The following is a 25,924-nucleotide window of genomic DNA, read 5'->3' as shown; positions in this document are numbered from 1 at the left end:
CATCGCGGCATCAAGTTTTCGGCAGTGTGACGCCTGTCTGACCTTGGTACTTGCCGCCACGATCGCGGTACGAGGTTTCACACACTTCGTCAGATTGGAAGAACAGCATCTGTGCCACGCCTTCATTGGCATAGATGCGCGCCGGTAGCGGCGTTGTGTTGCTGAATTCCAAGGTCACATGCCCCTCCCACTCAGGCTCAAGCGGTGTCACGTTCACGATGATGCCGCACCGCGCATACGTGCTCTTGCCTAAGCAAACCACCAAGGTATCGCGCGGAATTTTGAAGTACTCGACTGTTCGCGCCAAAGCGAAAGAATTGGGCGGGATGATGCACACGTCCGATTCGATATCGACAAAACTGCCGCTATCGAATTCCTTCGGGTCAACAATCGTCGAGTTGATATTGGTGAACACTTTGAATTCGCGCGAGCAACGCACGTCGTAGCCATAGCTTGACGTGCCGTAACTGACGATGCGACCGCCGTCAGCATTGACTTTGACCTGACCCGGTTCGAACGGCGAAATCATGTCGTGCTGTTCCGACATGCGGCGGATCCATTTGTCGCTCTTGATGCTCATCAAAGTCCTTCGTGTTTATGGGGGTGCTCAGACGAGCGATGCGGCAATACTGCCTTGGGTACGTGGGCGTTTTTCTAAGGCTTCAATCGTTTGCTGTGCAATATGCACATAGGCTGCGGACAAAGGGCTATCGGGTGCAGCGACCACGATCGGTGCACCGGCATCGCCTTGTGCACGAATGCGCATATCCAAAGGCAGGCTTCCTAATAGCGACACCTCATAGCGTTCCGCCATGGCGCGTCCGCCGCCTTCGCCGAACACGTGTTCTTCATGACCGCACTTGCTGCATACATGCGTCGACATGTTTTCAACAATACCGAGCACGGGCACGCCGACTTTCTCAAACATGCGCAATGCTTTGCGCGCATCCAAAGTAGCGATGTCTTGCGGTGTGGTCACGATCACTGCGCCGGCCACCGGAATCTTTTGCGCCAACGTCAGTTGAATATCACCTGTGCCAGGCGGCAAGTCGACCACCAATACGTCCAGATCGTCCCAGCGCGTGTCGTTGAACAACTGGGTCAGTGCCGAAGTCGCCATCGGACCGCGCCAAATGGCAGGCGCATCTTCGGAATCGAGCAGTGAGCCGATCGACATGGTTTGCAGGCCGTACGCTTGCATGGGTGAAAATGATTTGCCGTCGGGCGTCGTTGGCTTGCCGGTGACACCGAGCATCGCTGGGATGGACGGGCCGTAAACGTCCGCATCCAGAATGCCGACCCGATAGCCCAAGTGTTGCAGCGCGACCGCCAGATTGACTGAGGTTGTCGACTTTCCGACCCCGCCCTTGCCAGATCCCACCACAACGACGTTTCGCACGCCAGCGTGGGGCTTCAGGGCACCTTGAACGGCATGGGCTTCGAGTCGACGTGGTGTTTCTATGTTCATGATTGTCATTTTAAGGCTTAACGCGCGGCATCGGCGAACATACGCCAGCTGAATGTTGCGTTGCGGCTTTGCACCGCGGGCTGGACGTGCGATATACCTAGGGAGACGGCGACTGGCGCCGCAATACGACTACAGGGACCCATTCAAATGCGCACAATTCTTAAGACCGCTCTTCTCACGCTCGCGCTGTCGCCGCTGGCTGCCATGGCTGACACCGCCTCGCCGATTGGCAAGTGGACGACGTTGGATGACGAATCCGGCAAGCCGATGACGGTGGTCGAAGTTTACAAAGCGGCAAACGGCACGCTGGCGGCAAAGGTTGTGGAAAACATTGCGGCGCCGGCCACCTGCACGACCTGTAAGGGCAAAGACAAAGGCCGTCCGATTGAAGGCGTTGTTGTTCTTTGGAATCTGAAAGTTCAAAAAGACGGCACCTATGGCGACGGCAACGGCTTCAAACCTTCCTCAGGTGACAGCTTCCGTGCGAAGTCGGTCAAAGTTGTCGAAGGTGGCAAGAAACTCGCCGTGACGGGCTGTAAGGCGATCTTCTGTCGCACCGCGACTTGGGTGAAGCACAACTGATCGCAACCCCATCGCGCTATACCCAAGGGCCCGCAGTGCGGGCCCTTTTTTTGACCATGCGATAATCGCGGTTTCGCCCAAACGCCCGCATTTATGTCTTCGAAGCAGCTTGTCACTTGCGCCCTGCCCTACGCCAACGGCCCGCTCCACCTCGGTCACTTGGTGGGCTATATCCAGGCAGATATTTGGGTGCGCGCCCAACGTATGGCGGGCAAGGAAACGCATTTTGTATGCGCGGATGACACGCACGGCACGCCGATCATGTTGGCCGCCGAAAAAGCGGGCGTTGCGCCGGAACAATTTATTGCAGAAGTGCAAGCCAGCCATGAAGTGGACTTCAAGGATTTCGGCGTCGCGTTTGATCACTACGATTCAACCCACTCGCCGCGCAACCGCGCGATGGTCGAACGCATCTATTTGACCTTGAAAGAAAGCGGACATATTTCGTCACGCACAATTTCCCAACTGTACGATCCCGAACGCGGCATGTTCTTACCCGATCGGTACGTCAAAGGCACCTGCCCCAAATGCGGCACAGTGGATCAATACGGCGACAACTGCGAAAACTGTGGTGCCACGTATTCACCTACGGATTTGATTGACCCACGATCCGTCGTGTCAGGCGCGACACCGGTCATGAAAGACAGCGAGCACTATTTCTTTGAGCTCGGGCAGTTCGAAACATTCTTGCGTCATTGGTTGGCAGGCAATGTCGCTGTAGGCCCCGTCAAAGCGAAGTTACAAGAATGGCTCAGCACGGAAGGTGGCTTGCGCGCTTGGGATATTTCACGCGACGCGCCGTACTTTGGATTCGAGATTCCGGGTGCGCCCGGCAAATTCTTCTACGTCTGGCTCGATGCCCCGATTGGCTATCTCTCCAGCTTCCAAACACTGTGTGATCAGCGTGGCTTGGATTTTGAAGCTTGGTTGTCACCTGATTTTGACAGTGAGATGCATCACTTCATCGGCAAGGACATTGTCAATTTCCACGGCTTGTTCTGGCCGTCGGTGCTTGAAGGCGCCGGTATGAAGACCCCGACACGTTTGCACGTCAACGGCTACCTCACAGTCGATGGCGCGAAGATGTCGAAGTCTCGTGGCACGTTTATCAAGGCAAGAACGTTCCTTGAGCATGGCTTAGCCCCCGAGGCGCTGCGCTACTACTTCGCCAGCAAAACGTCCGGGGCCGTTGACGACCTTGATTTGAATCTGACCGACTTCACCAGCCGCGTGAATAGCGACATTGTCGGCAAATTCGTCAACTTGGCCAGCCGCTGCGCTGGATTTATCAACAAGCAATTCGATGGTCGTCTCGCCGACCAATTGGACGACGCGGCCATGTACGCAGGTTTCGTTTCGAAACTGCCCGCGATTCAAGCCGCCTATAGCGCAGACAATGCCGCTGAAGTGCTGCGCATGGTCATGTCAATGGCAGACGAGGCCAACCGTTACATCGATGAGCAAAAGCCGTGGGTGATCGCCAAGCAATCGGGTGAAGAAGCCCGCTTGCAGCTCGTTTGCACGCAAGGCTTGAATCTGTTCCGCATGATTGCTTTGGCATTGGCGCCGGTGTTGCCGACGACTGCCGCGCGCGTGGGCGCATTTTTCAATGCGCCAATGCAGCACTGGAATGATTGCGATGCACCCTTGCTGTCACATGACATCCAAAAATACGAAGCCCTATTCACCCGTGTCGATAGCAAGGCGATTGAACGCATGATCGAAGCCAGTAAAGAAACGCTCAGCGCACCTGTGGCGGAAACCAAAAAGCCCGTTGAAAAATCGGCTTCACCTGCTGCCAGCTCGGATGACACTGCAGCTACGATCGGTATCGACGACTTTGCCAAGTTGGATTTGCGTATTGGCAAAGTCACCGCCTGTGAATTCGTCGATGGATCAGACAAGTTGCTACGTTTTGAACTAGATGCGGGCGCACTCGGAACGCGACAAATCTTCTCTGGCATTCGCGCTTCTTATGGCACGCCTGAGACGCTTGTTGGACGCAACATCGTCTTTATCGCCAATCTCGCGCCGCGCAAGATGCGATTCGGCCTGAGCGAAGGCATGATCCTGTCTGCCGGCCATGACGGTGGCAGTTTGTTCCTATTGGATGTCGACCAAGGCGCTGAGCCTGGCATGCCCGTGCGCTGAATTGTGTCCGAAGACCTTCCAACCTCTGTTGCGTGGGTAGAGCGAATCGACCGATTGCTCCCGCAAACCCAATGCGGTCAATGCGGCTATCCGTCTTGCAGGCCCTATGCGGAAGCGCTCGCGCGCGGTGAAGCCGATATAGATCATTGCCCGCCTGGCGGTGATGAAGGTGCAGCGGCGCTCGCGCGTTTATTGGGGCGACCGACTAAACCCTTTGACCGTAGCCGTGGACATCATGCGCCGGATTTGAAGGTCACCATTGTTGAAGCCGAATGTATCGGCTGTACGAAGTGCATTACCGCTTGCCCCGTTGACGCCATCATCGGTGGCGCGAAACTCATGCATGTTGTCATCGCACCCTTGTGTACAGGGTGCGAACTTTGTATACCGGCATGCCCGGTCGATTGCATCAAGATTGTGTCGTAATTACTGCTGCGTCTTACACGCCTTGCAAATACGCTCAATCGAATAGCCTTTCTTCTTGAGCATTGCGACAACACTGTCCTCGCCTAACAGATGCAAAGTGCCGACAATGACCATGGCATTGCCCTCCTTCATCTCTGAGAGCACGCCTTCAATCTTGTCCATCCAACGGGTATTGCGGTCGACCTGAATACGCTTGTAGAGATCGGGATAGGATTTTTTGGTGCTCGCGCCAAGTGACATCCAAGAGGCTTGCTCATCACCCTCTAGCCACGACTTACGCATCTTTGCGAACTCCGCCGGTCCTTTCTCCATTGCGTCCAAGGCTTCCTCAAGCAATTGCACTTGTTCTTTCTTGCTAAGTGCATCAAAGACATCCACTTGGTCTTGAACGGATTCCAGGCCGAAGACTTGCTTGTTTTCTTTCGCAAGCCTGCCCTCCATTTGCTTGTCTAGCCCGAATTCCGGATCCAGGTCGCCACGCTCGACACCCGTCAACGTGAGCAGCAGGGCCACGTACCACAGCTCGAGTTGTTGGCGACCTTCGCCACTGAGGAGCGCGAGCACTTCGCTGTCTTTACCATGCCGGTCGATGACGTCACTCAATTTCTTTTGAAGGGCCGGTGTCAGGTCGTCATTCAAACGACTCCCGTCTTCGCGAATGGCTGCTCGCAAAAATGCCATGCCCGCGACTGCGGCATTCTCGGTTTCCTTTGGATTGACCTCGAAGAAGAATCGATCACTTGCCGATTGCGCCGCTTCAACTTCTGGCGCAATTCGAGTGTCTTCCGCCTTCAAAGCATGAAAAGTGCCTAGCAAGTAGATACAGCTGTCTGCGTCACAGGCCTTCCAGAGAAAGGGCTTTGCCACCGAATTCGCGCGCGACGACGGTGCTGCCAAAAGGACAGCCAATGCCGTGCCGGCAGCCAGAAGCTTCAATCGCATTTCATTTCCCCCTGAGAAACCACTTGTCCATGTCAGCTAACGCGAACTGGGTCCACGTCGGTCGCCCGTGATTACATTGTCCTGAGCGTTCGGTCGCTTCCATTTGACGCAACAAAGCGTTCATTTCGTCAATGGTCAATCGTCGATTGGCACGCACCGCACCGTGACACGCCATGGTTGCCAACAATTCATCGCGGGCTTCTTCAACTTTGCGCGTCGTGCTGTGCTGCCGGAGATCGCTCAACACATCGCGCACCAAATTCTCAACGTCACCTTGCGCCAATAGATTGGGAATCGCACGGATCTGGATAGACGTCGGAGACACGCGCACAAGTTCGAATCCAAGATCCAACAAAGACTCGTTCTCGTTCTCAACCAAATCGGCTTCACGTTCACCGACGGACACCGCCAGTGGTACCAACAAGGGCTGGCGCACAATGCCTTCTGCGTCGTGCGCATGCTTCAAACGTTCGTACTGAATACGCTCGTGTGCGGCATGCATATCGACAACCACCATGCCTTGGGCGTTTTGCGCCAAGATGAAAACACCATGCAGTTGCGCTAAAGCAAATCCAAGCGGTGGCACTTCGCCCGCGCTCACTTCCGCCATCGGTTGCCGCGCTTCCGTCGGCATGCCGGGGTTCGCGCCATAGAGTCCTTGGTAAGCTGCGCGCATATCGTCCAGTCGCATGCCTAAACCCAAGGTCGAAGACTGCGCGTAGTGCATGGCGGGCGAATAGGTCGCAGAGGATGTCGAAGGGTCATTCAGTGGCGGTGCGCCTGATGCACTGTAGCCCTCGCCTGCACGTGTCTGCGCGAGTGCTTGGCTCAGAACACGGTAGACAACCTCATGCACCGCCCGCGAATCTCTGAAACGCACTTCGTGCTTGGCCGGATGCACGTTGACGTCAACGCGCTTGGGATCGATGTCGATGAACAAAACATAGGCCGGATGCCGACCATGGAACAAGACATCGGCATAGGCCTGTCGAATGGCGTGCGCAATCGTCTTATCGCGCACGCAGCGACCGTTCACATAAAGGTATTGCTGGTCGGTTGAGGCGCGGTTGTACACCGGCTTGGCCATCCAACCGGACACGCGAATACCGCCCATTTCTTCGTCCACCGACAAACGCTGCGCGAAGAAATCTTCGCCCAATGTGTCGATGATGCGCGCATTGCGGGTTTCATTCGCATCCAGCTCTTGCTTGTAGCGCCGGATGGCTTTGCCGTTGTGCGAAATACGCAGTTCGACCTCAGGGCGCGAGAGCGCCAAGGTGCGCAACCACTCTTCGATGTGATTGAACTCAGTGCGCTCTGCACGCAAGAACTTGCGGCGAGCAGGCGTATTGAAAAAGAGGTCGTGCACTTCAACCGTCGTACCGCGTGCATGCGGTGCGGGTTGCGCTTCACCCACCTGTCCGCCTTCGACCTGCAATTGAAATCCGCGCCCGTCTTCCGATTGGGATGAGGTGACGACGAATCGACTCACCGAAGCGATCGACGGTAGCGCTTCGCCACGAAAACCCAAGGTTTTAACGGCTTCCAGATCATCCAAGGAAGTGATCTTGCTCGTGGCATGCCGTTGCACCGATCGCGGCAGATCAACCACCGACATGCCCATGCCGTTGTCACGAATGAGGATGAGTTTGACGCCGCCCTCTTGCAGTTCGATATCCACGCGCGTAGCGCCGGCATCCAAAGCATTCTCGACAAGCTCCTTTACGACCGATGCCGGGCGCTCAACAACCTCGCCTGCGGCAATCTGATTCGCTAGTGTTTCAGGCAGGACATGGATCACTTGCACGTCGCGCACCGGATCAGCGACGTCCGTCGCCATAAATGGACGCATATTGCGTCCCCGGTGGCGGCTGCCTTTTGAAGTAGGTGTGAATGCCATTCAAGACGGCGCGTGCCAACTGTTCTTGATATTCCGGATTCAACAGGCGACGTTCTTCTTCAGGATTGCTGATGAAAGCAGTTTCGACCAAGATCGAAGGCACGTCCGGCGAGCGCAGCACAACAAAATTCGCGCGCTCGATTTCACCTTTATGTGTCTTTCCCAAATCTTTCAGGCCGCGCAGCACTTGCCCGCCGATTTCTTCAGACGCGCGCTGCGTCGCGCTTTGAGACAGATCCAACAATACGGATGCCAAAGAATTGTCTTTGTCTTTCAAGCGCACGCCACCGACCAGATCTGCGGCGTTTTCTTGGTCTGCCAACCATCGTGCGGCCTGTGACGATGCACCTTTCCGTGACAGCACGAAGACAGATGAACCACTCGCCGAGGGGCTAGTAAATGCGTCGGCGTGTACAGACACAAACATGTCCGCTTTCTTCGCGCGCGCTTTTTGATAACGCTGCGCCAGCGGAATAAAGAAATCGGCATCACGCGTTAAGTAGGCGCGCATGCCCGGCGTTGCGTTGATTTGCGCGGCGAGTTTTTTCGCCACCGCAAGCGTGATGTGTTTTTCAACACTGCCAGACGCGCCGCGTGCGCCTGAATCTTGCCCGCCATGCCCTGCATCGATCGCGATCAACAAAGGGCGGCCGGCCGCACGCTTCGCAACGTCCGCAACAGTGCGCACAGGGGCCTGTAGGGTGGGCGTCGTGTTCGGTGGCGGGGAATCACTCGGCTTGGGTGCAGGCTGACCCGTGGCAATGCCTACGACCGGGACAGCGGGTTTAACTGTTGGCATCGCTTCCGGCGGTGGTGTCGCTGATACTTCAGTCGTCGTGGTGCCCGTGGCGTCGTCGCCCGGCAAGTCAAAAATAAGGACGCGTTTCCCAGCTCGCGTCTCGACCCGCGCGTTAAGGGGCGTCACGCTCTCACTGAGATCAAACACAATCCGAGCGACATCGGCAGACGGGGCACCCGTACGCACCGTCGTAATGACGCCCGTGCCTTCTGAAACGCGGACGCGCGGTGAAATCGTCGTGCCTTTGAAATCCACCACCAAACGCGAAGGATCCTTCAACTGAATGAAGGCATAGTCGGCATTCTCAGAGAGCGTAATTTCCGCCTGCGTGCCAATGGCCGTTTGTGAGAGTCGGACTTGCGAAACCTCGCCAGCGTGGAGAGATGACGCGCACAGCAAAGCACATCCGACACCCGTGATCCATTTTAAAAGCACATGCACTTCCCTGGAGACTCTTGGGGATTCAATCATCACAGGGCTCGGTTTACAAGGAATTGACGGATGTCAGTGTGTGGCAGTCAGCTACACATCAGCGTTGATCACAGTGCCGCTAGCGCCGATTCAGCACGTAAAAGCCACGCCTGCGCCGCTGGATTCATAGCGGTCAGCCGCGCATCTCGACCTTCGCCTTGCATCGAGAGTTCGATTTGCAGATCAGGCGCACCGAGCGCGATCGCGCCCTGTTCAGGCCATTCAATCAATGCAATATGCAGGGACGCGCGGTCTGGCAGGCCCAGGAATTCCACGTCATCCGGGCCTGCGAGTCGATAAAGATCAAGGTGGGCTGCTTGGCGTCCGTCAGGCAACGCATAGAGTTCCACGAGCGTATAAGTGGGACTCTTGATCGCGCCGGTCACGCCCAAAGTACGGAGGTAGGCACGCGAAAAGGCCGATTTGCCAGCGCCTAAGTCGCCTTTGAGCCAAATCAACGCGGGCGATTGCTGCGTACGCGCCAAACTTTCGGCAAACGCATCCGTCGCTTCAGGGTTGGGTAGAAATTTATCCATGTAGCATGATGCAAGCCGATCCCGCCAAATATGGATTCTAAACGCAGCAGCGTCGTTCACACTCTTATGCAAGATGCCTCCGACACCCTGTCAGCGCCTGATTTGAAGCGCGCGCTGCAAAACCAAGCGCTGGCGTTGGGCTTCACGCATTTCGGCGTTGCAGACGTGGCGGTCGAGGCTGACGCTGCCCACCTCACCCATTGGATCGCGGCCGGACGCCACGGCACGATGGCGTGGATGGCGAGAAATCACGAGAAACGCACCGCACCCGATGCGCTCGTACCCGGCACGCTGCGCGTGATCTCGGTAGGTTTGGATTACGGCCGCGATCCCGATGCGGCATGGGCCAACTTGCGCGACACCGAAAGGGCCTATGTGGCGCGATACGCGCTGGGCCGCGACTATCACAAGCTGATGCGCAATCGTCTGCAGAAACTCGCGGAGTGGTTGACCGACGCAGTTGGACCGATGGGCTATCGCGTGTTTGTCGATTCGGCGCCCGTGTTGGAGCGCGCACTGGCGCGTAACGCCGGACTTGGTTGGATCGGTAAGCACACCTGCTTGATCGATCACGAAGGCGGCTCGTGGTTCTTCTTGGGTGAGCTTTTTGTCGACGTGCCCTTGCCCATTGACCCGCCGGCAACGGCGCATTGCGGCACTTGCGTGCGATGCATCGACGTGTGCCCGACGCAAGCCATCATTGCGCCTTGGATATTGGATGCACGTAAATGCATAAGCTACCTCACCATCGAGCACGAGGGCGCGATTCCGGAGGAATTCCGCGAAGCGATTGGCAACCGAATCTTCGGCTGTGATGACTGCCAATTGGTGTGCCCTTGGAACAAGTTTGCGCAACGGACCGATGAGCCGGATTTCCGCGTGCGCAACAATCTCGACACTGCCACGCTAGAAGACTTATTCCGTTGGACCGAGGCCGAATTTCTGGCGCGAACCGAGGGCTCAGCGATAAGACGTACAGGCTTCAGTCGCTGGCGAAGAAATATCGCAGTGGCTTTGGGCAATGCAAACAGCAGCGAAACAGTGCTCAGCGCGCTAACAGCCGCCAAAGAAGACCCAGATGACATCGTACGAGAACACGTGCATTGGGCACTCGGACAGCACGCGCGTCGAAACGCCTAACGCTTATTTGCGACGTATTTCTTCAAGCAGTGTTCGTGTCACCGCGTCACTCGACTCGCCTTCATGCCCCCAATGCTCGATCAGGGATCCGGCGAGCCGCTTGCCCAGTTCAACGCCGAATTGATCAAAGGCATTGATGCCCCACATCACCGCTTGAATGTAAACGCTGTGTTCGTAGAGCGACAGTAACTGGCCTAAGGTGTCGGGCGTCAGGCGATCCAGCAAGATCAGTGTGTTGGGGCGATTGCCTTCATGCACGCGATGCGGATCTGCAGACGCATGGCCATTCGCCAACGCCTCGCTTTGCGCCAAAAGATTGGCCAATACGACTTGATGTTGTGCGGCATGCGCATGGTCCGGTTTCAGGACGCCAATCAATTCAATATTTGAAGTGGGGTTGCCTTGGTGCAAACACTGAAAGTAGCTATGTTGCGCATCCGTACCTGCCGAGCCCCACCACACCGGCGAAGTCGCATCGAGCGCCGTCTGGCCATCAGACTGCGTCGACTTGCCCAGGCTTTCCATGACCAGTTGTTGCAGATACATCGGCAGAAGTCGTAAACGCTCGTCGTAAGGCACGACGACATGCCCGCTCAAGCCAAGTGCATTCGTATTCCAAACGATCGACAACGCGTGCCAAACAGCCGGATTGCTGCGCAACGGATTCGAATAGACGACCGCATCTGTTTTTGCGGCACCCGCCAACAGTTGCTCGAAAGCAGGCATGCCCAACGCGACGGCAATCGGTAGACCCACCGCCGACCACAATGAGTAGCGACCTCCAACCCAATCCCACATCGGCAGGATGCGACTGGCGTCGACGCCAAACGCACGCGCTGCGTCCGTCTTGCTGGTGACTGCGTAGATCCGGTCTACAGCGTTTGCACCCAACCATGCCTTCGCAATGTTTGCGTTCAACAAAGTCTCTTGGGTGGTAAACGATTTGGAAATAACGATGATCGCCGTGTGCTTGGGATCAAGGCCCTCAAGGCATCGATCAATGGCATGCGCATCGGCATTTGAAACAAAATGCACGCACGGCCCATGCGCTTGGCCGAATGCATCCACTACGAAACGCGGTCCCAAGTCGGAACCGCCAATGCCAAAGCTGACGACGTCATGGATATCCGGCTGATTCAGCGCTTCGACCACCTTGGTCATCTCTGCCAATGTGTCGAGCGCTGTTTGTCGCGCAGCACGCGCGACGGCAGATGTCGAAACATCTGTGCGTAACGACGTATGCAATGCCGGACGTTGCTCGGTGCGATTGACAGATTCACCCTCAAACAAGGCGCGAATATGTGCTTCAACCCCCGCCGAGTCCGCATAGTCAAACAGCGCTTGCAATGCGGTGCGATCCCAACGCTGGCGCGCAAAATTCAAATAAAGCGCATGTGATCGCAGCGCAAAATCATGCGCGCGATCCGGATCCATTGCATTTAATTGCGAGAGCGACAGCGCCTTGAGGCGATCTGCGTGTGGCTCGAGCAATTGCGTGAGGTGCATCAAGCGGCAGCTTGTTGAGGAATGCCGTTGTTGGTGTGGGTCAGCGCGTTGTCTCGGTCCACATACACCAAGGTGGGCTTATAGGCGCGCGCTTCCGCGTCACTGCATTGGCCATAGGCGCAAATAATTACCAAATCACCCGGTTGAGCGCGGTGTGCGGCGGCGCCATTGACCGAAATGATGCCGCTGCCTTCTTCGGCGCGAATGGCATAGGTTGCGAAGCGATGACCGCTATTGACGTTGTAGATCTCTACACGTTCGTTTTCGAGGATGCCTGAGATTTCCAACAAGCGACCATCAATGGCACACGAACCTTCGTAATGAAGCGCCGCGTGCGTCACAGTCGCTCGATGAATTTTTGCTTTCAAAACAGTGAGTTGCATGGTTCCGACTTCGTTCAACGTGCGCCAAGTGTAACAGCCGTCACTGAAGGTTTTGCGAGCTCGCGAAACGGCTGAATTCAAGATTGTCGATCAGGCGTGTCTTGCCCAATCTTGCCGCCACAAGCACGACCAGTTCATCGGTGTTGCTATTCGCCGACCCCAAAGTTCGGTCATGCACGGCCAAGTAGTCGGGCTCAAAACCCAAGCTACGCAAATGCGCAATGCCTGCAGCTTGAGCGGACGCGATATCACGGCCATCCTGCACGTCGCGCGCCAGCGTCTGCAGCGTCGCATATAGGGCTGGCGCCTTCGCTCTTTGGGCCGCGTCCAGATACTGATTGCGTGAGCTCAAGGCCAGACCATCGTCGGCGCGGAATGTCGGCGCGCCGACAATCTCAACCGGAAACGCCATGTCCGTCACCATGTAGCGAATAACCGCCAGTTGCTGATAGTCCTTGCGCCCAAACACCGCAACATCAGGTTGCACCTGATTGAACAGGCGCGACACCACCGTCGCAACCCCATCGAAATGACCCGGGCGATGCGCGCCATCCAAAAGGCGCGTCACACCTGGCACGGCAACCTTGACCGTGGCCTCGATGCCGAAGGGATACATCTCATCCACACTCGGCAACCAAAGCGCGTCACATCCCGCCTTCGCCAATCCAGCGGCGTCTTCGTCGGGTGTTCGCGGGTATTGGTCGAAATCTTCGTTAGGACCGAATTGCGTGGGGTTTACAAACACACTGGCGACCACGTGGTCTGCCAACTGACGCGCGCGCGCGATCAAACTGAAATGCCCTGCGTGCAAGTTCCCCATCGTTGGCACGAAGGCAATCGTCGCACCGCGTTCGCGCCATGTGGCCAGGCCTTTGCGGAGCGAAGACAGTTCAGTAAACGTTTGCATTGGAATTAGCTCGCGTAGGTATGCGCTTCGGTCGGAAATTCACCGCTACGCACTGCATCGCAATAGGCTGCAATGGCGCCAGCAACGGAACCGCCCTCGGCAAGAAAGTCTTTGACGAATCGCGGACGGCGGTGGCCACTGTCTAATCCCAACATGTCGTGCAGCACTAACACTTGGCCGTCGCATTGCGCGCCTGCACCGATCCCAATCGTTGGGATGCGAATGCCTTGGGTGATGCGTGCAGCAACAGGCGCAGGGACACCTTCGAGCACAAGCAATGAAGCGCCCGCCGCCTCAACTTCCAATGCTTCTCGATACAACTTATCTGCCGCAGCTTCGCCGCGACCTTGAATCTTGAAGCCACCAAAGCGCAACACAGACTGCGGTGTTAAGCCCAAATGGGCGCACACTGGAATCTCGCGTTCTGACAAATATTGGATGACTTCCAACTTGTGTCCTGCGCCTTCCAACTTGACCATGCCGGCACCGGATTGCAAAAACTTCACTGAAGCTTCCAGCGCGCGTTCGACCGATGCATCCGCTTGAAACGGCAGGTCCGAAATGATCAACGCGCGTGTCGCGGCGCGCGCAACGCAGCCGGTGTGATACGCGATGTCATCGACTGTCACAGAAAGGGTGTTGCCCTCCCCTTGCACGACCATGCCTAAGGAATCACCAATCAATATCAAATCGACGCCTGCCGCATCCATCACGCGTGCAAACCCGGCGTCGTAGGCCGTCAGCATGGCCAGCTTGCGCCCTTCGCGTTTGGCCTCGATCAATGCCGGTACCGTTACAGCCTTCAAGTCACGTTGTTGAATCGGCTTCATGTTTTGACTCCGGCTGAATTTGCCTGGGTAACTTTTCTATTATCGCGCCCGAATGGGTCTCTGCGGCATCACGGAGTGTCACGCCGTTCACGCGCAGCTGCGAGTCTGCAATATCCAACAACGGAATGACTACAAATGCGCGCGCCAACACTCGCGGATGTGGTACTTGCAAGTGGTCCTCGTCGATCTCGCTGTCGCCATAGAGCAGCAGATCCAGGTCCAAGGTGCGGGCACCCCAACGGACTTCTGTGTTTCGATCGCGACCATGGCGCTTTTCGATCGACAACATTAATTGAAGCAGCGACTGAGCAGAGCGCGCACTCTGCAGATGGACCACTGCGTTTAGATAATCGGGCTGCGCGACGCCGCCCCAAGGCGGTGAGCGGTATAAAAAAGAGCCCGAGATGAATCGCGCATCACTCTCCGCCAACAGCTCAGACAGCGCCGCGTCGAAGGTGGCCGCAACATCGCCCAGGTTGCCGCCGAATCCCACATAAACGTCCTGCATTAGCTCGTCGGGCCGGACCGACGCCGACGCTTTCGTGTGCGCGGCGGCGCGTCATCCACCGCGATATCCCAGTTCGTCTCACCTTGCTCGCCCGGCGTTTCGACGACTTGGCTCGCCCAGAAGGCTGCATCTTCGGCGTGCGACGCACCGGTATCGGCACGCAGTTTGAAAAAATCATAGGCGGCGCGAAAACGCGGATGCGCCACCAATCGGCCCACACGTTTACGCTGCGAAAAACGCGATTGCAGCAGCCAGATTTCCTGCATCGGCATGGAGAATCGGCGCGGGATGGCAATGAGATGCACTTGCTGCAACGTCACCTTGTCAGCAGCACGTTGCTGCGCTTCGGCCGCGTGCATGCCATTGGCTTCCAGTTGCGCCTTGGTTCGGCACCATGCCGGCCATAGCAACAGTGAGAACAAGAACGCCGGCGACACCGAGTCGCCTCGGGCGACGCGTTCATCCGTTTGCGCCAGTCCGCGCAACAGCATCGCCTTCAAGCTACCGTTTGAGTTTGATTTCAAGGCCTTTGCAGTGTCGGGCAGTAAAACTGCCAGCAGGCCCATCCGCTCCAAGCCCTCAAAGCTGCGCACGGCGTGCCCAGACAGGAACAGCTTCAGGCATTCATCAAAGAGTCGCGCCGGCGCCGCCTGCGTGAGCAGGCTGGCCAGTCTTGGAATGGGCTCAGCCGTTTCAGGGCTGATGTCGAACTGCAATTTCGCGGCAAGGCGCGCGGCTCGCAGCATGCGTACGGGGTCTTCTCGATACCGATCATCGGGCGAGCCGATTAAACGCAAACGTCGCGCGCGCACATCTTCGAATCCGCCCACGTAATCGTGGATCGAGAAATCCGCGATGTTGTAATAAAGCGCATTCGCAGTGAAATCGCGTCTGGCGGCATCTTCTTCGATCGTCCCGTAGACGTTGTCGCGAATGACGCGACCATCTTGATGCACCTGACGATCGCCGGTGCCATCGTCGGATTGCCCGCGGAATGTCGCGACTTCGATAATCTCGCGCCCAAACACGACATGCGCCAAACGAAACCTTCGTCCAATCAAACGACAGTTGCGAAACAGTCCGCGCACTTGCTCGGGCGTTGCGTCTGTGGCGATATCGAAATCTTTCGGCGCAATGCCTGCCAATGCATCTCGCACAGCACCGCCCACCAGGAAGGCAGCGTAGCCTTCCTCGTGTAGACGGTACAGAACACGTAATGCGCTTGTACTGATCTGTTTTCGCGAGATCGGATGTTGATCGCGCGGAATGAGGGTTACCTGCCGATTCAAACGGTGACAGTCCTTGGTCGGGGTCTTTACAGGCCACGATCCGCGGCCAACTGGCTGATATACTAGCAAGGGTCGGTAATTCACCGACCAGGGGCGCGCATCGACTTGCTCTGCGACCCATGAAATAAGACTGGAAAGACGGCAATGCCCTTCGTAGTGACTGACAATTGCATCAAATGCAAGTACACCGATTGCGTGGAAGTTTGCCCGGTGGACTGCTTCCACGAAGGTCCCAACTTTTTGGTGATCGATCCGGACGAATGCATCGACTGCACCCTCTGTGAACCCGAATGCCCGGCCCAAGCCATCTTCCCCGAGGACGACGTGCCGGCCGGCCAAGAGCACTACATCAAGCTCAATGCGGAGCTCTCACGTGATTGGCCCGTGATCGCTGTGCGTAAGGATGCACCGCCGGATGCCGCAGATTGGGATGGTGTCAAAGACAAGCTCAAGTACTTGGAAAAATAAACCCACAAAATCAAAAAGGCGCCTGAGGGCGCCTTTTTGCTACTGCGTGCGTGGATTACTGAAGACCTGCCCTGAGCGCATTCAAGAGCTTGACCGGTGCAGCGCCTTGCGCTGGCACACCGCGCGGATCGACGGCAGAGACATAAGCGCCATTGGTGACGTCACTGACGCGAACCAAGAAGTTTGAGCCTTCATAGGAAACGTCGTAGCTGCCGAGCAGCTGGGCTTTGCTTGCAATTGTGACGCCCGGCGTCGCGGCGAGGATCGTACCCACTTTTTCAAAGATCTGATCGCGCGTACCCGACACGGTGAAACCTGCGCCGGATTCGGGTGAAGCCATGGATTGTTGTACCGACGAACGCGTCACGCTGTTGCCCGCTGCGGGTGCATTCAGTGCGGCATCTGCCGTGGGACGATCAAGATCGGGCGGAATATCCAGCGGACGCTGATCTGCCGGCAATGCGTAATCGGCGTTCTTTTTACCCTTGAGCCAACCGCAGCCCGAAGTGAACAGAACGCTCGAGGCGAGAACAACTGCGGTAAATCGAATGGCTTTATTGGCGTGCATATGGGCGTTTCTCAATTCGGTATCGAAGTTCAGTGGCTGTCGGATTCCAGCGATTCAACAAGCTTGGCGACGTCTGCCAATGCCTGTGTGTGCGCCGCGGACAATTCCGTCAATGGCAATCGCAAGCCGTGACCATAACCGAACTTCGACAACAAGGCCTTCACGGGTATCGGATTGGGTTCAACCGACAGAAACGCGTGTACGTCGCGAAGTCGATCGTTCATCGTGCGTGCCGCGGCGTCGCCTTGCATGGCTTTTTCCACCATGTAGACAAAACTGCGCGGCGCGATATTGCTGCCAACCGAGACCAAACCATCTGCGCCGGCCAAACATGCCCGCGCAACGGTCGGATCATCCCCCGACAAGACAACAAAGCGATCGGACTTCAATGCAAGCAAAGCTGCCATCCGTGATTCCGTGTCCACAGCCTCTTTGATGCCGACGATATTCGGATGACCGACGAGCTGTGCGACGGTTTCCGGCTGTAAATCGACGCCGGTGCGACCGGGCACGTTGTACAAGATGACCGGCAGCCCACCCTCGTCAGCAACGGCTCGAAAGTGCGCGACCAAACCGGCTTGCGTCGGACGTACATAAGGCGGCGTAACAACCAGCGCTGCTTGCGCGCCATGCGAGCGCGCCAAACGTGTCATCTGAATGGTTTTTGCTGTGTTGGGTAGGCCGGTTCCCGCAATCACCGTCATGCCGCCCGCATGTGTCACAGCCAGCTCGATCAGCGCGCCGTATTCAGCATCACTCAAGGCATTGGCTTCACCCGTCGAACCTGCCACCACAACCGCCGCCACGCCTGCCGCAGATTGGCTTTGCAACAGTCGTACCCATGCCTCGTGATCGACCTCACCAGAAGGCGCAAAAGGGGTTGCCAAAGCCGTAGTCACGCCACGCAGTTGCATCGTCAGGTCCAAATGGGGATAGTCATACGATGTTACTTGCCGCAGGAAACTTGGGGCAAGTATTCTTGGAACAAGGCGTCCCGCCCAGGTACATGCGATGACTCCATCGCCGGAAGCACCCCAATTGAATGAATTTGCTGCACGCCAGACCACGCATGAGAACCACCTTCTCATCAACGCCTATTCCACGCACCCGCTCTCTCCTTTGTTGCCCGTTTCCAGACGCATCAATGACAGTGGCTGCAACTTGCTGGATGCGCGACTGGCAACCGTAGGCCGAGATGTTTCCGTGACCTTGCTCGCGACCGGCTCTTGGGACGCGATCGCAAAATTGGAAGCCATTCTCGGTCGCCTCGAGCGCGAAGAAGAAGGCATTCGTTTGAACTGGAATCGCACCGGCCCCAAGCCCATCCAGTCCAACTTGATTCCGTACGTTGTGGAAGTTGTCGCGGCCGACAAGCCAGGCATTCTCTATCAACTGGCGGATTTCTTTGATCGACAAAACATTACCGTCGAAAACCTGCAAAGCTCACGCTACAAGGCGATGCAAACAGGTGCCGAGATGTTTACTGCACAACTCACCATCGGTGTACCCGCCGATATGCACATCGCTGCGTTACGCGATGATTTCCTCGAGTTCTCAGATCGCTTGAATCTCGATGCGATCATGGATCCCATGAAGTTCTGAGCACAGCATGCTAACTCCAGGTAAAGCAGTTCCAAAGAAAGTATTGAACTTGCCGTTACTCAATCAAGACGGCGAACCCTTAAAACTCTCTGACTACGCTGGCCGCTGGCTCGTCCTCTATTTCTATCCAAAGGACAGCACACCGGGTTGCACGACAGAAGGCCTCGATTTCAATGCCTTGCTGCCGAAATTTGCCAAAGCAAACGCAACGGTCTTGGGCGTCTCTCGCGATTCAGTGAAGTCGCACAGCAATTTCTGTCAAAAACAGGGCTTCGCATTCGACCTCATCAGTGACGTCGACGGCGACCTGTGCGAAGCCTTCGGCGTTTGGCGAATGAAGAAGAACTATGGCCGTGAGTATGAAGGCATCGTTCGCAGCACCTTCTTGATCGACCCTGCACACACGCTTGTGCACGCTTGGGATGCCGTCAAGGTCAAAGGGCACGCTGAGGACGTACTCAACACGCTTAAGCAACTTTCCAACTGAAGGAATCACGCATGACGCAAGGCAAGCGGATCTACGTACTCGACACGAACGTTTTGATGCATGACCCCACCGCCTTGTTTAAATTCGAGGAGCACGATGTTTATCTCACGATGCAAGTCATCGAAGAGCTGGACAATGGCAAGAAAGGCACCTCGGAAGCCAGCCGAAATGCGCGGCAAGTCAGCCGCTTTATCAATGAGTTGATTGAAGCGCAGGGCACCGATCAAATTGAAAAGGGCCTGCAACTCAAGCAGCCCGGCAGCATCCAGCTGAAGTCCGGTGACGCGCGCGGTGTGCTGCGTTTTCAAACAAAAGGTTTTGGTGGCGGCGAGTCGCTCGGCACATCGATGGCCGACAACCACATTCTTGCCGCGATCGTTGCATTGCAAGCGCAAGAGCCCGACACCCCGGTGGTGTTCGTTTCCAAAGACATCAATTTAAGAATCAAAGGCGCGATTGCCGGCATTCGTTCGGAAGACTATGAGAACGATCGGGCGCTCGATGACTTCAACTTGCTCTATACCGGTGCTACGGCGCTTGATGGTGAGTTTTGGACGCGAAATGGCAAGGATTTGCGTTCGTGGACCGAACACGGGCGCACTTTCTATGAAGTCAGCGTGCTTGAAGGCGACGATTGGTATCCGAATCAGTTCTTGTATCTACCGGGCGACGAGCAATCTGAATTTCGCGTTGTCGGCATCGATGGCAGCAAAGCGGTGTTGCAAATTGTGGATGACTACCGCAATCCCCAACACGCAGTGTGGGGCATCACGGCTCGCAACCGTGAACAAAACTTCGCGCTCAATGCATTGATGGAGCCGGAGATCGATTTCGTTACCCTACTCGGCACCGCAGGCACCGGTAAAACGCTGCTGACGCTTGCGGCCGGCCTTGCGCAGTCGATGGATGTGCAGCGCTATCGTGAAATCATCATGACCCGCGCCACGGTGAGCGTTGGCGAAGACATCGGCTTCTTGCCCGGCACGGAAGAAGAAAAGATGACGCCGTGGATGGGCGCCTTGACCGACAATCTTGAAGTGCTCATGCCCAATGCAAAAGAAGGCGGTGCATGGGGACGTGCAGCGACAAATGATCTGTTGGCCTCCCGCATCAAGATCCGTTCGATGAACTTTATGCGCGGTCGTACTTTCCTAAGCCGCTACCTGATTTTGGACGAAGCGCAGAATTTGACGCCCAAACAGATGAAGACGCTGATTACGCGCGCGGGTCCTGGTACGAAAATCGTCTGCCTAGGCAACGTTGAGCAAATTGATACGCCCTACCTGACCGAAACCACATCCGGTCTGACCTACGTCGTCGATCGATTCAAGGGTTGGGCGCATAGTGCGCATATCACCTTGCGTCGCGGCGAACGTTCGCGTTTGGCAGACCACGCCTCGGAAGTCCTCTAAGTATCTATGCACGATCAAGATCCGCCTCGTTGTGCCATGACCATCGCCGGATCTGACTCTGGCGGTGGCGCAGGCGTTCAAGCGGATTTAAAAACGTTTGCCGCACTCGGCGTGCATGGCCTCTCGGTTTTCGCTGCGCTGACGGCGCAAAATACGCTGGGCGTCATCAGTATTGAGGTGCCGAGTATTCCCTTCGTCCGTGCACAGCTTGAGGCATGCTTCGCGGACTTTGAGATTTCTGCAGTCAAGATCGGCATGCTGGCGAACCGGCAGATTATTGAGACAGTCGCGGAAGCACTGCAAGCGCATCCAAACGTGCCCGTCGTGCTGGATCCGGTCATGATCGCCACCTCAGGCGCACGCCTGCTGGAAGCAGATGCCGTGCATGCCTTGAATCGTTTACTGCTGCCACGGGCGACCGTGATTACACCGAACGTGCCTGAGCTGGAAACGTTGACAGAGACATCCATCCGAAACGCAGAAGACATCGCGCGCGCTGCACAACTGTTGCTCGACATGGGCGTGTCTGCGGTGATGGCAAAAGGCGCGCACCTCGACGAAGGCGATCAAGTCATTGATCGACTCTTTACACAATTCGACCACTTCGAGTTCGTCCACCCACGCCTGCCCGTCGAAGGGCACGGCACCGGATGTACTTTTGCCTCAGCCATTGCCGCGCAACTCGCCAAAGGCATGACGCTGCCCAAAGCCTGCGCGGATGCCAGCGAATACGTCTCTGAGGCTATGAAACAAGGCTATTCCATAGGCCACGGCGGCCTACAACTGCTACGCCATATCCATTAGTTCGGGCGAAGTCTGAACAGGCATGAGGTATCCTTAGACATTGCCTTTTGTCTGACTCTTGGCCCCGTAGCTCAGCTGGATAGAGCGGTCCCCTCCTAAGGGACAGGTCGTGCGTTCGAATCGCGCCGGGGTCACCACGCCAGTTTTGTTACTCGAATTTAATACACGGAGTTCCTCATGCATCCAGTACTGACCGCCCTCGGCTTAAACGACACCGAATCGGGCACCTACCTTGGCAATCGCGAATGGTCATCCACGCGAGATGCCGGGGTGCTGGAACCCGTCAACCCGACCACGGGCGAAGTCCTGGGTAAGGTCCATGCAAGCAGTCGCGCTGACTACGACACGATGATGGCGCGGGCAACGGAAACCTTTAAAGCTTGGCGCAAAGTGCCGGCACCGAAGCGTGGCGAAGCCATCCGCTTGTGTGCAGACGCGCTGCGTGCAAACAAAGACGCGTTGGGCTCGCTCGTCGCATTGGAAATGGGCAAGTCGAAGCCGGAAGGTGACGGCGAAGTTCAAGAGATGATTGACATCGGCGAATTCGCTGTCGGTTTGTCGCGTCAGCTGTACGGCCTCACCATGCACAGTGAACGTCCGGGCCACCGCATGTACGAACAATGGCACCCGATCGGCGTTGTGGGTGTCATCAGCGCGTTTAACTTCCCCGTCGCCGTGTGGGCGTGGAATAGCTTTGTTGCGGCAGTCTGCGGCAACGTGACCGTGTGGAAACCTTCACCGAAGACGCCGCTGTCGGCGATCGCTTCGATGAAGATCTGCAACGAAGCATTGAATGCTGCTGGCTTCCCCGACATCTTCTTCCTCTTCAACGATGCAGGCACCGACCTCGCTCAAGATTTCGTTGACGACAAACGTGTTGCATTGGTCAGTTTCACCGGCTCAACCAAGGTCGGCCGCACGGTCGGTGAGCGCGTCGCACGCCGCATGGGTCGCTCATTGCTTGAGCTGGGTGGCAACAACGCCATCATCGTGGACGAAAGTGCCGATCTGAAATTGGCGATTCCGGCCATCGTATTCGGCGCTGTCGGCACCTGTGGCCAACGCTGCACCACGACACGACGTTTGATCGTGCATGAATCCATCTACGCAGATGTCTTGGCCAAGTTGGTGACGGCTTATGGACAAGTCGAAGGCAAGATCGGCGATCCGACCAACCCGGCCAACTTGGTGGGACCGTTGAACTCGTCGGATGCTGTGGATGCCTTCCTCGATTCGATCGCAAAAGCGAAACAATCCGGTGGCACGATTGAAATCGGCGGCACTGCAATCGAAGGCAATGGGTTCTTCGTGAAGCCGGCCATCGTGACAGGGCTCGGCAATGACGCTGAGGTTGTGCAACATGAAACCTTCGCACCCATCCTGTATGTCATGAAGTACAAAGACATCGACCAAGCGATTGATATGCAGAACGCAGTGCCGCAAGGTCTGTCATCCGCAATCTTCACGACCAACTTGAAGCGCGCTGAGGCGTTCTTGGCTGCCACAGGTTCTGACTGCGGTATCGCCAACGTCAATATCGGTACCTCCGGCGCAGAAATTGGCGGCGCATTCGGTGGCGAGAAAGAAACCGGTGGTGGCCGCGAATCCGGTTCGGATGCATGGAAGGCGTATATGCGTCGTCAGACCAACACGATCAATTACTCTGACGCGTTGCCTTTGGCCCAAGGCATCAAGTTCGACTTCTGATCGTGTATCCGATCACACGCCCCTTCCTGATGCGCATGGACCCCGAACGGGCCCATGCTGCCACCCTTGCGGGGCTTGAACGACTCTATGCATTAGGCATGACGGGGTTGGTCACCAAACGCCCACCCTCGCATCCGATCCGAGCATTCGGCCTCGATTTTCCAAATGCTGTTGGCCTGGCGGCCGGGCTCGATAAGAATGCGGCGCACATCGATGCACTGTTTGCGCTGGGTTTCGGTTTTGTTGAAGTCGGCACGATTACGCCGCGTCCTCAAGCGGGCAATCCGAAACCACGCCTGTTCCGTATTCCGGAAGAACAGGCCATCATCAATCGCATGGGTTTCAACAACGACGGCATCGATGCGGCGATCCGCAATATCGAGGCTTCGCGTTTTGTGCGTGCTAATAAGAAGCCGGGCGTCCTTGGCATCAATATCGGTAAGAACAAAGACACCGAAAACGATGTGGCATGGCGCGACTATGTGACCTGCTTTGAGCGCGCTTATCCATTCGCCGACTATGTGACCGTGAATATTTCGTCGCCCAACACGATGGGGCTTCGAGAATTGCAGGAAGAACAAGCCCTGCGTCGCCTCATCACTTCGCTATTCGAGAGTCGCGAGCAGCTCGCAGTGCGCCATGGTCGCCGTGTGCCGGTTTTGGTCAAGCTCTCACCTGACCTCACCGAACCGGATATCGATGCGGCTGCGCGCGTGTTCACAGAACTCAAGATCGACGGTGTTGTTGCCACCAATACAACGATTTCGCGCCTCACCGTTCAAGGCTATTCCACGGCTGCTGAAGCCGGCGGATTGTCTGGCGGCCCACTGCTCGCGCGTTCGACAAGCTGCTTGCGTCGCTTATGTTCGAGACTCGACGACGATATTCCCGTCATTGGTGTGGGGGGCATTTGTAAAGGTGCAGACGCGGTTGCGAAGACCGCAGCAGGTGCCACTTTGGTGCAGTTGTATACCGGCTTTGTGTACCGCGGCCCGAAACTGATCGCTGAGTGTGCAGAAGCCATTCGTCGGCGCAAAGTTGACCGCGCATCTGGAATCGCGAACTTTTCATGAGATCAGGTTTTCGCGTCAGTCGTCATGCATCACTGAAAGCCCTGAATACGTTTGGGATTGATGTCGCCGCTGAAAAGCTCGTCGACGTCGAAGATCTGTTAGCGCTTGAAGCCGCGTTGGACGCGCACGAATCGCAAGATCTATTCCTGCTCGGCTCGGGAAGCAATGTGGTGTTTGTTTCACCGCCCAACGCGGTGATGCGCATTCTGGATAACCGCGTGACCTGCGAGACCAGTGAAGACGGTTACTACCGCGTGCGTTGCGCCGCAGGCAAGCCGTGGCATGACTTCGTGATGCACACCTTGGAGCACCACTGGTACGGCCTTGAAAATCTCGCCTTGATTCCAGGCACGGTGGGTGCATCGCCCGTTCAAAATATCGGCGCGTACGGCGTTGAAATTATGGACAGAATCTTGCAAGTCGATGCTTGGGATCGTCAACGGCGCATGCCCGTGTCCTTTCTGCATGACGCGTGCGATTTCAGTTACCGCGACAGTCGTTTCAAGCACGAACCGGATCGCTATTTCATTACGCACGTCGAGTTCAAGCTCAGTGCACAACCGCGATTGGTCTTGGACTATGCGGGCATTCGCGACGAACTTCAAGACGCGGGTATTTCAGCACCCGCACCTATGGACGTTGCGCGCGCTGTCATTCGTCAACGCACGCGTAAATTGCCGGACCCTGCTGTGATCGGAAATGCAGGCAGTTTCTTCAAGAATCCGATTCTGAGCACCGCGTTTGCCGATGCTCTTGCTGCGGAGTATCCAGACATGCCGGTCAATCGTACGGGGCAGCCGGGCTCGAAAAAGCTGTCTGCTGCTTGGCTGATTGAAAACGCCGGCATGAAGGGGTACACGCGTGGGCATGCGGGCGTGTCCGACCGACATGCACTTGTCCTCGTGAACCATGGCGGCGCCAGCGGTATTGAGATCGTGCAAGTCGCACGTGATGTCGCCGAAGCCGTCGAGGCAAAATTCGGTGTCCCGCTGCATCCCGAACCTCGCCTGATCGGCGGTGAATGGTAGCCCCATGAATCGAAGTCTGCACGCCCCCATGTTGATGCTCGCGTCCACCGTTGGCTTCGGCTTGATGGCGATTACGATTCGTCTAGCGTCCAAAACAGAACCGACCTTGGAGGTCGCGTTCTTTCGCAGTTTTTTCGGCGGTTTGATTGCCCTCCCGATTATTTTCTGGCCCCTGCTGCGGCAACGTCGTCCGCTGAAAGACTATGCGGCAGAAGTGAAAACAAACCAATTGCGGCGCTATGTCGTGCGGTGTTTGATTGGTGTCGTCAGTATGTTCTGCGGCTTTTGGGCGATCTCGAACTTGCCGCTGTCGCAGGCGATTGCCCTCGCCTACTCCTCACCGATTTTCGCGACCATCGCAGCCGCGCTGCTCTTGGGTGAAAAAGTACGCGCCCGTCGTTGGGCCGCCGTCGTCATTGGTTTCTTGGGCATGCTGGTCATTGTCCGACCGTGGTCGCACGCCTTCTCAATGGGTGCGCTCGTCGCTATCAGTGCCGCGTTGATTACCGCAATTGTCGCGATCCAGATCAAACAACTCACACGCGAAGACACGCCCAATACGATCGTCTTTTGGACCTATGTCTTCTGGATACCCATGTCGCTCTTGCCGGCCATGTTTGTCTGGCATTGGCCACAAGGAGACGCCTGGATATGGCTCATCGCCTCGGGCATTTTGGGCACCGTCGGGCAACTGCTGTGGACGCGTGCTTTGAATATCGGCGATGTGTCTGCGCTCACGCCGATCTCATTTGTTCAGTTGCCAATCGTGACCTTTGCAGGTTGGGCGATGTTCGGTGAGTCCATAGATGCATGGACACTCGGCGGGGCCGCCATCATTCTGAGCGCCACGGCCTACATCTCACATCGAGAAGCCAAGTTGGCCCGCCAGAACAAGAGCATGCAACCTTCCAGCGGCTCAGAGCCCGGCGGCAACTGA

The 25,924-nt window shown here is 56.5% G+C and carries 27 protein-coding genes and 1 tRNA gene; 14 read left to right on the top strand and 14 right to left on the bottom strand.

Annotation, left to right across the window (positions count from 1 at the left end):
- Positions 1-10: 10 nt before the first annotated feature.
- Both dcd and apbC read right to left on the bottom strand, forming a co-directional pair.
- Positions 11-580, bottom strand: coding sequence for a dCTP deaminase (gene dcd, locus G7069_RS08290; protein ID WP_166296315.1), 570 nt, complete (start codon positions 578-580; stop codon positions 11-13).
- A 27-nt stretch (positions 581-607) separates the two neighbouring features.
- A complete protein-coding gene (gene apbC / locus G7069_RS08285) occupies positions 608-1,477 on the bottom strand; it encodes an iron-sulfur cluster carrier protein ApbC (RefSeq protein WP_240912534.1) in 870 nt (289 codons plus the stop codon).
- A 138-nt stretch (positions 1,478-1,615) separates the two neighbouring features.
- Between apbC and G7069_RS08280 the strand changes: the two genes are divergently transcribed.
- The 3 genes from G7069_RS08280 to rnfB all read left to right on the top strand — a co-directional run bounded on the left by G7069_RS08280 (position 1,616) and on the right by rnfB (position 4,627).
- The gene (locus tag G7069_RS08280) at positions 1,616-2,050 is read left to right on the top strand and encodes a DUF2147 domain-containing protein (protein ID WP_166296312.1); all 435 of its coding nucleotides are present in this window, start codon (positions 1,616-1,618) and stop codon (positions 2,048-2,050) included.
- A gap of 93 nt (positions 2,051-2,143) precedes the next feature.
- A complete protein-coding gene (gene metG / locus G7069_RS08275; RefSeq protein WP_166296309.1) occupies positions 2,144-4,201 on the top strand; it encodes a methionine--tRNA ligase in 2,058 nt (685 codons plus the stop codon).
- 3 nt (positions 4,202-4,204) lie between these two features.
- Positions 4,205-4,627: an Rnf electron transport complex subunit RnfB gene (gene rnfB / locus G7069_RS08270; RefSeq protein ID WP_166296291.1), complete on the top strand. Its 423-nt coding sequence runs from the start codon at positions 4,205-4,207 to the stop codon at positions 4,625-4,627.
- Here rnfB and G7069_RS08265 read toward each other — a convergent pair whose 3' ends face one another.
- From G7069_RS08265 to tsaE, 4 genes are all read right to left on the bottom strand, one after another.
- A complete protein-coding gene (locus tag G7069_RS08265) occupies positions 4,628-5,569 on the bottom strand; it encodes a TraB/GumN family protein (protein ID WP_166296288.1) in 942 nt (313 codons plus the stop codon).
- A gap of 1 nt (position 5,570) precedes the next feature.
- The gene (gene mutL / locus G7069_RS08260) at positions 5,571-7,409 is read right to left on the bottom strand and encodes a DNA mismatch repair endonuclease MutL (protein ID WP_166296285.1); all 1,839 of its coding nucleotides are present in this window, start codon (positions 7,407-7,409) and stop codon (positions 5,571-5,573) included.
- Positions 7,390-8,709 carry an N-acetylmuramoyl-L-alanine amidase gene (locus G7069_RS08255; protein WP_240912533.1) on the bottom strand — a complete coding sequence of 440 codons (1,320 nt, stop codon included), beginning with the start codon at positions 8,707-8,709 and terminating at the stop codon, positions 7,390-7,392. Before G7069_RS08255 ends, mutL begins: the two co-directional genes overlap by 20 nt.
- 98 nt (positions 8,710-8,807) lie before the next feature.
- Positions 8,808-9,275 (bottom strand): tRNA (adenosine(37)-N6)-threonylcarbamoyltransferase complex ATPase subunit type 1 TsaE, encoded by a 468-nt coding sequence (tsaE, locus tag G7069_RS08250; RefSeq protein WP_166296278.1) that lies wholly within the window; start codon positions 9,273-9,275, stop codon positions 8,808-8,810.
- 66 nt (positions 9,276-9,341) lie between these two features.
- On the opposite strand from tsaE, the gene queG reads away from it, so the two are divergent.
- Positions 9,342-10,415: a tRNA epoxyqueuosine(34) reductase QueG gene (gene queG, locus G7069_RS08245; protein WP_166296260.1), complete on the top strand. Its 1,074-nt coding sequence runs from the start codon at positions 9,342-9,344 to the stop codon at positions 10,413-10,415.
- Positions 10,416-10,418: 3 nt separating this feature from the next.
- Here queG and pgi read toward each other — a convergent pair whose 3' ends face one another.
- Genes pgi through pcnB form a run of 6 tightly spaced genes read right to left on the bottom strand, consistent with a single transcriptional unit; the run spans position 10,419 to position 15,838 of the window.
- Positions 10,419-11,921: a glucose-6-phosphate isomerase gene (gene pgi / locus G7069_RS08240; RefSeq protein WP_166297662.1), complete on the bottom strand. Its 1,503-nt coding sequence runs from the start codon at positions 11,919-11,921 to the stop codon at positions 10,419-10,421.
- Positions 11,921-12,304 carry an aspartate 1-decarboxylase gene (gene panD, locus G7069_RS08235; protein ID WP_166296257.1) on the bottom strand — a complete coding sequence of 128 codons (384 nt, stop codon included), beginning with the start codon at positions 12,302-12,304 and terminating at the stop codon, positions 11,921-11,923. Before panD ends, pgi begins: the two co-directional genes overlap by 1 nt.
- A gap of 40 nt (positions 12,305-12,344) precedes the next feature.
- A complete protein-coding gene (gene panC / locus G7069_RS08230) occupies positions 12,345-13,211 on the bottom strand; it encodes a pantoate--beta-alanine ligase (protein ID WP_166296254.1) in 867 nt (288 codons plus the stop codon).
- A gap of 5 nt (positions 13,212-13,216) precedes the next feature.
- On the bottom strand, positions 13,217-14,041 hold the full coding sequence (panB, locus tag G7069_RS08225; protein ID WP_166296251.1) for a 3-methyl-2-oxobutanoate hydroxymethyltransferase: 825 nt from the start codon (positions 14,039-14,041) through the stop codon (positions 13,217-13,219).
- Positions 14,019-14,549 (bottom strand): 2-amino-4-hydroxy-6-hydroxymethyldihydropteridine diphosphokinase, encoded by a 531-nt coding sequence (folK, locus tag G7069_RS08220; RefSeq protein WP_166296248.1) that lies wholly within the window; start codon positions 14,547-14,549, stop codon positions 14,019-14,021. The genes panB and folK overlap by 23 nt, the downstream gene beginning before the upstream one ends.
- Complete coding sequence (pcnB, locus tag G7069_RS08215; protein ID WP_166296245.1) at positions 14,549-15,838, bottom strand: polynucleotide adenylyltransferase PcnB; 1,290 nt, start codon at positions 15,836-15,838, stop codon at positions 14,549-14,551. Before pcnB ends, folK begins: the two co-directional genes overlap by 1 nt.
- Positions 15,839-15,982: 144 nt before the next feature.
- Here pcnB and fdxA point away from each other — a divergent pair, with 144 nt between their 5' ends.
- Positions 15,983-16,306 (top strand): ferredoxin FdxA, encoded by a 324-nt coding sequence (gene fdxA / locus G7069_RS08210; RefSeq protein ID WP_166296242.1) that lies wholly within the window; start codon positions 15,983-15,985, stop codon positions 16,304-16,306.
- A 55-nt stretch (positions 16,307-16,361) separates the two neighbouring features.
- Here fdxA and G7069_RS08205 read toward each other — a convergent pair whose 3' ends face one another.
- Together G7069_RS08205 and dapA are read right to left on the bottom strand one after the other, a co-directional pair.
- The gene (locus G7069_RS08205; RefSeq protein WP_166296239.1) at positions 16,362-16,874 is read right to left on the bottom strand and encodes a hypothetical protein; all 513 of its coding nucleotides are present in this window, start codon (positions 16,872-16,874) and stop codon (positions 16,362-16,364) included.
- Between the two features lie 29 nt (positions 16,875-16,903).
- The gene (dapA, locus tag G7069_RS08200) at positions 16,904-17,788 is read right to left on the bottom strand and encodes a 4-hydroxy-tetrahydrodipicolinate synthase (RefSeq protein WP_166296236.1); all 885 of its coding nucleotides are present in this window, start codon (positions 17,786-17,788) and stop codon (positions 16,904-16,906) included.
- Between the two features lie 97 nt (positions 17,789-17,885).
- Here dapA and G7069_RS08195 point away from each other — a divergent pair, with 97 nt between their 5' ends.
- From G7069_RS08195 to G7069_RS08155, 9 genes are all read left to right on the top strand, one after another.
- Complete coding sequence (locus G7069_RS08195; protein ID WP_166296233.1) at positions 17,886-18,476, top strand: glycine cleavage system protein R; 591 nt, start codon at positions 17,886-17,888, stop codon at positions 18,474-18,476.
- Positions 18,477-18,483: 7 nt separating this feature from the next.
- A complete protein-coding gene (locus tag G7069_RS08190) occupies positions 18,484-18,963 on the top strand; it encodes a peroxiredoxin (protein ID WP_166296230.1) in 480 nt (159 codons plus the stop codon).
- 11 nt (positions 18,964-18,974) lie between these two features.
- The gene (locus G7069_RS08185) at positions 18,975-20,375 is read left to right on the top strand and encodes a PhoH family protein (protein ID WP_166296227.1); all 1,401 of its coding nucleotides are present in this window, start codon (positions 18,975-18,977) and stop codon (positions 20,373-20,375) included.
- Between the two features lie 36 nt (positions 20,376-20,411).
- The gene (thiD, locus tag G7069_RS08180) at positions 20,412-21,179 is read left to right on the top strand and encodes a bifunctional hydroxymethylpyrimidine kinase/phosphomethylpyrimidine kinase (protein WP_240912526.1); all 768 of its coding nucleotides are present in this window, start codon (positions 20,412-20,414) and stop codon (positions 21,177-21,179) included.
- 60 nt (positions 21,180-21,239) lie between these two features.
- Positions 21,240-21,316, top strand: a tRNA-Arg gene (locus G7069_RS08175).
- Between the two features lie 40 nt (positions 21,317-21,356).
- Positions 21,357-22,886, top strand: coding sequence for an aldehyde dehydrogenase family protein (locus G7069_RS08170; protein WP_166296221.1), 1,530 nt, complete (start codon positions 21,357-21,359; stop codon positions 22,884-22,886).
- A 2-nt stretch (positions 22,887-22,888) separates the two neighbouring features.
- Positions 22,889-23,959: a quinone-dependent dihydroorotate dehydrogenase gene (locus G7069_RS08165; protein WP_166296219.1), complete on the top strand. Its 1,071-nt coding sequence runs from the start codon at positions 22,889-22,891 to the stop codon at positions 23,957-23,959.
- On the top strand, positions 23,956-24,987 hold the full coding sequence (gene murB, locus G7069_RS08160) for a UDP-N-acetylmuramate dehydrogenase (RefSeq protein WP_166296216.1): 1,032 nt from the start codon (positions 23,956-23,958) through the stop codon (positions 24,985-24,987). Before G7069_RS08165 ends, murB begins: the two co-directional genes overlap by 4 nt.
- A 4-nt stretch (positions 24,988-24,991) precedes the next feature.
- Positions 24,992-25,924, top strand: a complete 933-nt coding sequence (locus G7069_RS08155) for a DMT family transporter (protein ID WP_166296213.1) — start codon at positions 24,992-24,994, stop codon at positions 25,922-25,924.

Origin of the sequence: Lysobacter sp. HDW10, from assembly GCF_011300685.1 — a bacterium.
Classification (GTDB): domain Bacteria; phylum Pseudomonadota; class Gammaproteobacteria; order Xanthomonadales; family Xanthomonadaceae; genus Solilutibacter.
Note: the sequence above shows the minus strand (reverse complement) of the source record. Positions and strands in the feature narration are given on the sequence as shown.

Coding starts and splice junctions, on each gene's coding strand:
- G7069_RS08190 (WP_166296230.1), top strand. CDS start 18,484: ATGCTAACTCCAGGTAAAGCAGTTCCAAAGAAAGTATTGAACTTGCCG.
- G7069_RS08170 (WP_166296221.1), top strand. CDS start 21,357: ATGCATCCAGTACTGACCGCCCTCGGCTTAAACGACACCGAATCGGGC.
- pgi (WP_166297662.1), bottom strand. CDS start 11,921: ATGCACCTCACGCAATTGCTCGAGCCACACGCAGATCGCCTCAAGGCG.
- mutL (WP_166296285.1), bottom strand. CDS start 7,409: ATGGCGACGGACGTCGCTGATCCGGTGCGCGACGTGCAAGTGATCCAT.
- G7069_RS08280 (WP_166296312.1), top strand. CDS start 1,616: ATGCGCACAATTCTTAAGACCGCTCTTCTCACGCTCGCGCTGTCGCCG.
- apbC (WP_240912534.1), bottom strand. CDS start 1,477: ATGACAATCATGAACATAGAAACACCACGTCGACTCGAAGCCCATGCC.
- murB (WP_166296216.1), top strand. CDS start 23,956: ATGAGATCAGGTTTTCGCGTCAGTCGTCATGCATCACTGAAAGCCCTG.
- thiD (WP_240912526.1), top strand. CDS start 20,412: ATGACCATCGCCGGATCTGACTCTGGCGGTGGCGCAGGCGTTCAAGCG.
- G7069_RS08185 (WP_166296227.1), top strand. CDS start 18,975: ATGACGCAAGGCAAGCGGATCTACGTACTCGACACGAACGTTTTGATG.
- G7069_RS08205 (WP_166296239.1), bottom strand. CDS start 16,874: ATGCACGCCAATAAAGCCATTCGATTTACCGCAGTTGTTCTCGCCTCG.
- fdxA (WP_166296242.1), top strand. CDS start 15,983: ATGCCCTTCGTAGTGACTGACAATTGCATCAAATGCAAGTACACCGAT.
- folK (WP_166296248.1), bottom strand. CDS start 14,549: ATGCAGGACGTTTATGTGGGATTCGGCGGCAACCTGGGCGATGTTGCG.
- panD (WP_166296257.1), bottom strand. CDS start 12,304: ATGCAACTCACTGTTTTGAAAGCAAAAATTCATCGAGCGACTGTGACG.
- G7069_RS08265 (WP_166296288.1), bottom strand. CDS start 5,569: ATGCGATTGAAGCTTCTGGCTGCCGGCACGGCATTGGCTGTCCTTTTG.
- dcd (WP_166296315.1), bottom strand. CDS start 580: ATGAGCATCAAGAGCGACAAATGGATCCGCCGCATGTCGGAACAGCAC.
- G7069_RS08155 (WP_166296213.1), top strand. CDS start 24,992: ATGAATCGAAGTCTGCACGCCCCCATGTTGATGCTCGCGTCCACCGTT.
- panB (WP_166296251.1), bottom strand. CDS start 14,041: ATGAAGCCGATTCAACAACGTGACTTGAAGGCTGTAACGGTACCGGCA.
- metG (WP_166296309.1), top strand. CDS start 2,144: ATGTCTTCGAAGCAGCTTGTCACTTGCGCCCTGCCCTACGCCAACGGC.
- G7069_RS08195 (WP_166296233.1), top strand. CDS start 17,886: ATGACTCCATCGCCGGAAGCACCCCAATTGAATGAATTTGCTGCACGC.
- dapA (WP_166296236.1), bottom strand. CDS start 17,788: ATGCAACTGCGTGGCGTGACTACGGCTTTGGCAACCCCTTTTGCGCCT.
- tsaE (WP_166296278.1), bottom strand. CDS start 9,275: ATGGATAAATTTCTACCCAACCCTGAAGCGACGGATGCGTTTGCCGAA.
- panC (WP_166296254.1), bottom strand. CDS start 13,211: ATGCAAACGTTTACTGAACTGTCTTCGCTCCGCAAAGGCCTGGCCACA.
- queG (WP_166296260.1), top strand. CDS start 9,342: ATGCAAGATGCCTCCGACACCCTGTCAGCGCCTGATTTGAAGCGCGCG.